This window comes from Pseudomonas sp. Sample_24 (assembly GCF_004307605.1).
Classification (GTDB): domain Bacteria; phylum Pseudomonadota; class Gammaproteobacteria; order Pseudomonadales; family Pseudomonadaceae; genus Aquipseudomonas.
Genome location: NZ_RCNW01000022.1, coordinates 1 through 6542 on the forward strand (window position 1 = coordinate 1; position 6542 = coordinate 6542).

The 6542-nt window shown below is 56.5% G+C and carries 8 protein-coding genes and 1 tRNA gene; all 9 read right to left on the bottom strand.

The window, feature by feature from the left end:
* Window positions 1–4: 4 nt before the first annotated feature.
* Window positions 5–81 (bottom strand) — tRNA-Pro (locus D8V06_RS01015).
* An 89-nt stretch (window positions 82–170) separates the two neighbouring features.
* Entirely contained in the window at window positions 171–527 is a 357-nt protein-coding gene (locus tag D8V06_RS01020) for a MerR family transcriptional regulator (RefSeq protein WP_003179985.1), read from the bottom strand.
* Entirely contained in the window at window positions 508–810 is a 303-nt protein-coding gene (gene ihfA / locus D8V06_RS01025; protein WP_002553164.1) for an integration host factor subunit alpha, read from the bottom strand. The genes D8V06_RS01020 and ihfA overlap by 20 nt, the downstream gene beginning before the upstream one ends.
* Before the next feature lie 3 nt (window positions 811–813).
* Window positions 814–3195 (bottom strand): phenylalanine--tRNA ligase subunit beta, encoded by a 2382-nt coding sequence (pheT, locus tag D8V06_RS01030; RefSeq protein WP_130930283.1) that lies wholly within the window; start codon window positions 3193–3195, stop codon window positions 814–816.
* 26 nt (window positions 3196–3221) lie between these two features.
* A complete protein-coding gene (gene pheS / locus D8V06_RS01035) occupies window positions 3222–4238 on the bottom strand; it encodes a phenylalanine--tRNA ligase subunit alpha (RefSeq protein WP_056853666.1) in 1017 nt (338 codons plus the stop codon).
* A 109-nt stretch (window positions 4239–4347) separates the two neighbouring features.
* A complete protein-coding gene (gene rplT, locus D8V06_RS01040) occupies window positions 4348–4704 on the bottom strand; it encodes a 50S ribosomal protein L20 (RefSeq protein ID WP_007905879.1) in 357 nt (118 codons plus the stop codon).
* Window positions 4705–4732: 28 nt separating this feature from the next.
* On the bottom strand, window positions 4733–4927 hold the full coding sequence (gene rpmI, locus D8V06_RS01045) for a 50S ribosomal protein L35 (RefSeq protein ID WP_002553160.1): 195 nt from the start codon (window positions 4925–4927) through the stop codon (window positions 4733–4735).
* Between the two features lie 60 nt (window positions 4928–4987).
* Window positions 4988–5539 (bottom strand): translation initiation factor IF-3, encoded by a 552-nt coding sequence (gene infC, locus D8V06_RS01050; RefSeq protein ID WP_169843736.1) that lies wholly within the window; start codon window positions 5537–5539, stop codon window positions 4988–4990.
* The coding region (gene thrS, locus D8V06_RS01055) for a threonine--tRNA ligase (RefSeq protein WP_130930284.1) at window positions 5539–6542 on the bottom strand (1004 nt) is incomplete at its 5' end. The genes thrS and infC, both read right to left, overlap by 1 nt.

The following is a 6542-nucleotide window of genomic DNA, read 5'->3' on the forward strand; positions in this document are numbered from 1 at the left end:
AATATGGTCGGGACGGAGTGATTCGAACACTCGACCCCTAGCACCCCATGCTAGTGCGCTACCGGACTGCGCTACGCCCCGACTAGGCGTGAAACTTGTTCCTCGTCTCGAGGAACGCTCAAGAATATATCGCAAGCTTTTGAAAACTGGAAGTATTTAAAAGCAGGAATTTATTTCTTGAGGACTACCAGGACATCTTCCAGCTCAGCGATCATCTGGCGAATCATTTGCTTGTATTGGGTGGTGTCGTCTTTGGCTTCATCGCCGGACAAGCGCAAGCGTGCGCCGCCGATGGTGAACCCCTGATCGTAAAGAAGCGCGCGGATCTGCCGGATCATCAGCACATCCTGGCGCTGATAATACCGGCGGTTTCCGCGGCGTTTGACGGGGTTGAGTTGAGGAAACTCCTGCTCCCAATAGCGCAGTACGTGCGGTTTTACCGCACACAGCTCGCTAACTTCACCAATGGTGAAGTAGCGTTTGCCTGGGATGACGGGTAGCTCGTCGTTATGACTTGGTTCCAGCATAAGCCTCAACTCGGGCCTTCAACTTCTGCCCTGGACGAAAGGTGACCACACGGCGAGCCGTGATAGGGATTTCTTCTCCCGTTTTCGGATTGCGGCCAGGCCGCTGGCGTTTGTCCCGAAGGTCGAAATTGCCGAAACCGGACAATTTGACTTGTTCGTTGTCTTCAAGAGCGTGCCTGATTTCCTCGAAAAACAGTTCAACCAATTCCTTGGCTTCCCGCTTGTTCAGGCCCAGCTCTTCATACAGACGTTCCGCCATCTCAGCTTTCGTCAAAGCCCCCATACGTCACTTCCTTAACGTGGCGTCCAACCTTTGTTCGAGCGAGGTGAGGATGTTTTGCGTCGTGGTATTCACCTCATCGTCATTAAGAGTGCGCGATGGATGCTGCCAGGTCAAGCCAACTGCGAGGCTTTTTCTATCAGGATCAATGCCTTTACCCTGATATACGTCAAATAGCCTGAGGTCTGTCAGCCATTCGCCTGCATTTTCACGGATTACGTCCAATACAGCCGAGGCTGCAACGTCTTTGTGCGCAATCAGTGCAAGGTCACGACGCACTTCAGGAAAGCGCGACAACTCGTGGAATTTAGGCATTTTGCCCGACGCCACTTCAGCCAGAACCATCTCGAAAACAAATACCGGACGATCGAGACCCAGGGTTTTCGACAACTCAGGGTGGATGGCGCCAATGAAGCCCACCAGACGACCTTCGCGTTCGATGCGCGCGGTTTGACCCGGGTGCAATGCCGGGTGCTTGCCAGGCACGAACGTGAATGCATCCAGAGCACCGGCGAAGCCCAGCACCGCTTCAACGTCAGCCTTGACGTCGAAGAAGTCTACGGTGTCGCGACCTTGCGCCCAGCCTTCCGGCAGGCGGCTACCGCAAACCACACCGGCCAGCATCGGCTCTTGTTTCAAACCTTCGAGCTGGCCGATGAAACGCAGACCGCTCTCGAACAGGCGCACCCGATCCTGTTGGCGGTTCAGGTTGTGCTGAAGCGCCTTGACCAGGCCTGGCCACAGCGACGAACGCATGGCAGCCATGTCATTGGAAATCGGGTTGGCGAGCAGCAACGGCTCTACACCCGGATTAAACAGCTCGAATTGTTTCGGATCGATGAAGCTGTAGGTGATCGCTTCCTGATAACCACGGGCAACCAGCAGACGACGCAGTTCCGGCAAGTCGCTACGTGCTTCTGCCTTGGCTTGCGGCGCAAGACGCGCTTGCGGGTAACGAACCGGCAGGCGGTTGTAGCCGTACAGACGCGCCAGCTCTTCGATCAGGTCGACTTCCAGGCTGATATCGAAGCGGTGGCTTGGCACTTCTACGCGCCACTGCCCTGCCCCGTCTGCGGTAATGGTCAGGCCCAAGGCGCTGAGCAGACGCTCAACTTCAGCCGGGTCCATTTCCATGCCCAGCATTTGAGTGATGCGCTGAGCGCGCAGGGTCACCGGTGCGATCGACGGCAGGTGCTGCTCACTCACGGTTTCGATGATCGGGCCGGCTTCGCCACCAGTGATTTCCAGCAGCAGGCCAGTGGCGCGCTCCATGGCTTCACGGGCGAGCTGCCAGTCCACGCCACGCTCGTAGCGGTGCGATGCATCGGTGTGCAGGCCATAGGAACGAGCCTTGCCAGCAACCGCGATTTGATCGAAGAACGCACTTTCCAGGAAGATATCGCGAGTGGTCGCGGTATTGACGCCGCTGTGCTCGCCCCCCATGACGCCGGCAATTGCCAGTGCGCGGGTGTGGTCGGCGATCACCAGCGTATCGCTACGCAGGCTGACTTCCTGACCGTCGAGCAGTACCAGCTTCTCGCCTTCTTCGGCCATGCGCACGCGGATGCCGCCATTGATTTCGGCAAGATCGAAAGCGTGCAGCGGCTGACCCAACTCAAGCATCACGTAGTTGGTAATGTCGACCGCGGCATCGATGCTGCGCACATCAGCACGACGCAGGCGCTCTACCATCCACAGCGGCGTAGGCCTGGACAGGTCGACGTTACGCATCACACGCCCCAGGTAGCGCGGGCAAGCAGCCGGTGCCAGGACTTCAACCGAACGCACTTCATCGTGGACAGCTGGAACGCTGGCCACCACCGGACGCGTGACCGGGGTGGCATACAGCGCGCCGACTTCACGGGCCAGACCGGCCAGGGACAGGCAATCACCACGGTTCGGGGTCAGATCGACCTCGATGCTGGCGTCTTCCAGGTTCAGGTATTCACGAATGTCCTGACCCACTGGCGCATCGGCCGGCAATTCCATCAGGCCATCGTTGCCCTCGCCCACTTGCAATTCGGCTTGCGAGCACAGCATGCCGTTGGACTCAACGCCACGCAGCTTGGCTTTCTTGATTTTGAAGTCGCCCGGCAGTTCGGCGCCAATGGTGGCGAATGGAATCTTCAGGCCAGGGCGCACATTTGGCGCACCGCATACGACCTGAAAGGTTTCCGAACCGTTGCTGACCTGGCAAACACGCAGCTTGTCGGCATCCGGGTGCTGTTCGGTGCTGAGCACCTCGCCCACGATTACACCACTGAATACGCCAGCGGCCGGGGTAACGCTATCGACCTCAAGACCGGCCATCGACAGACGAGCAACCAGCTCATCGCGACCTACCTGCGGGCTAACCCAGCCACGCAGCCATTGTTCACTGAATTTCATCCTGCTCTCCTAAGAATTCGTTACGACTAGCGAAATTGCGCGAGGAACCGCAAGTCGTTGTCGAAGAACAGACGCAAGTCGTTCACGCCGTAACGCAGCATGGCCAGACGTTCAACGCCCATGCCGAAGGCAAAGCCCGAAAACTCTTCCGGGTCGATCCCGGACATGCGCAGCACGTTCGGGTGGACCATGCCGCAACCCATGACTTCCAGCCAGCCAGTCTGCTTGCAGACACGGCAGCCTTTGCCGCTGCACATCACGCATTCCATGTCGACTTCGGCGGATGGCTCGGTGAACGGGAAGTACGAAGGACGGAAGCGCACCGCCAGTTCTTTTTCGAAGAACACCCGCAGGAACTCTTCGATGGTGCCTTTGAGGTCGGCAAAATTGATGTCGCGATCAACCAGCAGGCCTTCGACCTGATGGAACATCGGCGAGTGGGTGATATCCGAGTCGCTACGGTACACACGGCCTGGGCAGACGATGCGGATCGGCGGCTGTTTCGATTCCATGGTGCGGACCTGTACCGGCGAGGTATGGGTGCGCAGCAACATGTTGGCATTGAAATAGAAGGTGTCATGCATCGACCGGGCCGGGTGATGGCCTGGGATGTTGAGCGCTTCGAAGTTGTGATAATCGTCTTCGACCTCAGGGCCTTCGGCGATGCCGTAGCCGATGTGGGTGAAGAATTGTTCGATGCGTTCCAGAGTGCGGGTAACCGGATGCAGACCACCGGAGGTCTGACCGCGGCCCGGCAGGGTCACGTCAATGGACTCGGCGGACAGTTTGGCAGCCAGGTCGGCCTCTTCAAACAACGCCTTGCGCGCATTGAGAACGTCTGTGACACGCTCCTTGGCAACGTTGATCAGCGCACCGACTTGCGGCCGCTCTTCTGCCGGCAAATTCCCCAGGGTCTTCATCACCTGAGTCAATTCACCCTTTTTGCCAAGGTAGTGAACCCGGATTTGCTCCAGGGCATTGATATCTTCAGCGCTTTGCACAGCCTCTAGTGCTTGAGAGACGAGCGCATCCAGGTTTTCCATGTACAGACTCCAGATACAAAATAGGGGAAGAGCTTGAAGGCTCTTCCCCTATTTATGACGTTTAACACCTGGCCCCACAGAGGTGAGGCCGGGTGACTGTCGGGGGTACTTAAGCCAAGGTGGCTTTAGCTTTCTCGACAATCGCAGCAAACGCCGCTTTTTCGTTCACTGCCAGATCAGCCAGAACCTTACGGTCGATCTCGATGGACGCTTTTTTCAGGCCGGCGATGAAACGGCTGTAGGACAGACCGTTGATACGAGCACCAGCGTTGATACGAGCGATCCACAGAGCGCGGAACTGACGTTTTTTCTGACGACGGTCACGGTAGGCGTATTGGCCTGCCTTGATTACCGCTTGCTTGGCAACACGGAATACGCGGGAGCGTGCGCCGTAGTAGCCTTTAGCAAGTTTCAGAATTTTTTTGTGACGCTTACGGGCAATGACGCCACGCTTTACACGAGCCATGAGTTACTTCCTCTATTCTTGACTAAAATTAACGAAGGCGCAGCATGCGCTCGACTTTTGCCACGTCAGACGGATGCAGCAAGCTGCTACCGCGCAGTTGACGCTTACGCTTGGTCGACATTTTGGTCAGGATGTGGCTCTTGAAAGCGTGCTTGTGCTTGATACCGTTAGCAGTTTTCAGAAACCGCTTAGCAGCACCACTTTTGGTCTTCATTTTTGGCATGTTCGGATACTCCGCATTCAGTTGATAAACATAATCAGAAGGCCTGCCGTGCCCTGTTGATTACTTCTTCTTTTTCGGGGCGATGACCATGATCAGCTGGCGTCCTTCCATCTTAGGATGCTGTTCGACCGAACCGTACTCGAGCAAGTCACCTTCAACTCGCTTGAGGAGTTCCATCCCCAGCTCCTGGTGGGCCATCTCACGGCCGCGGAATCGCAAGGATACCTTGGCCCTGTCCCCGTCACTCAGGAAACGTACCAGGTTGCGCAGTTTTACCTGGTAATCCCCTTCCTCCGTCCCTGGACGAAACTTGATTTCTTTTACCTGAATCTGCTTCTGGTTTTTCTTCGCTGCCGCAATCTGCTTCTTCTTTTCGAAGATCGATTTGCCGTAGTCCATCACCCGGCAAACTGGCGGGACTGCGTCGGCGGAGATTTCTACCAGATCAAGCTTGGCTTCTTCAGCAATACGAAGCGCTTCATCAATCGAGACGATGCCAATCTGCTCGCCGTCAGCGCCAATTAACCGAACCTCGCGTGCCGAGATATTCTCGTTGATCGGGGCTTTCGGTGCAGCTCGTTTATCTTGTCTCATTTCACGCTTAATAATAATTACTCCGAATCTTGGCGACCACGCCGGGAAACCGCTTGCGCGAGGAACTCGGCGAACTGGGCGACGGGCATCGAGCCCAGGTCAGCACCTTCACGAGTACGCACAGCGACAGTCTGCATCTCGACTTCCTTATCTCCAATAACCAAGAGATAGGGAACCTTGAGCAAGGTATGCTCGCGGATTTTAAAGCCGATCTTTTCATTTCTCAAGTCAGACTTGGCACGAAACCCGCTTTCGTTGAGAGTTTTTTCTACTTCGGCAACAAAATCTGCCTGTTTATCAGTGATATTCATGATCACTGCCTGGGTCGGAGCCAGCCACGCAGGGAATGCACCCTCGTAGTGCTCGATCAGGATTCCGACGAATCGTTCGAAGGAGCCCAGGATCGCCCGATGCAACATCACCGGATGCTTGCGGCTGTTGTCTTCGGAGACGAATTCGGCGCCCAGACGGACAGGCAGGTTAAAATCGAGCTGCAGGGTACCACACTGCCAGACGCGACCGAGGCAATCTTTCAGCGAGAACTCAATCTTCGGACCGTAGAACGCACCCTCGCCCGGCTGCAGGTCGTACGGCAGGCCAGCGCTATCAAGGGCTGCAGCCAATGCCGCTTCGGCGCGATCCCAAAGCTCGTCGGAGCCAACGCGTTTTTCCGGACGAGTGGACAGCTTCATTTCGACGTCTTTGAAGCCGAAATCGGCGTAGACATCCATGGTCAGCTTGATGAATGCCGCGGATTCGGCCTGCATCTGCTCTTCGGTGCAGAAGATGTGGGCGTCATCCTGAGTGAATGCGCGCACACGCATGATGCCGTGCAATGCACCCGATGGCTCGTTACGGTGGCAGGCACCGAATTCGGCCAGACGCATCGGCAACTCGCGGTAGCTCTTCAGGCCCTGATTGAACACTTGCACGTGGCAAGGGCAGTTCATTGGCTTGATCGCGTAATCGCGGTTTTCCGACTGAGTGGTGAACATGTTGTCGGCGTAGTTGGCCCAGTGCC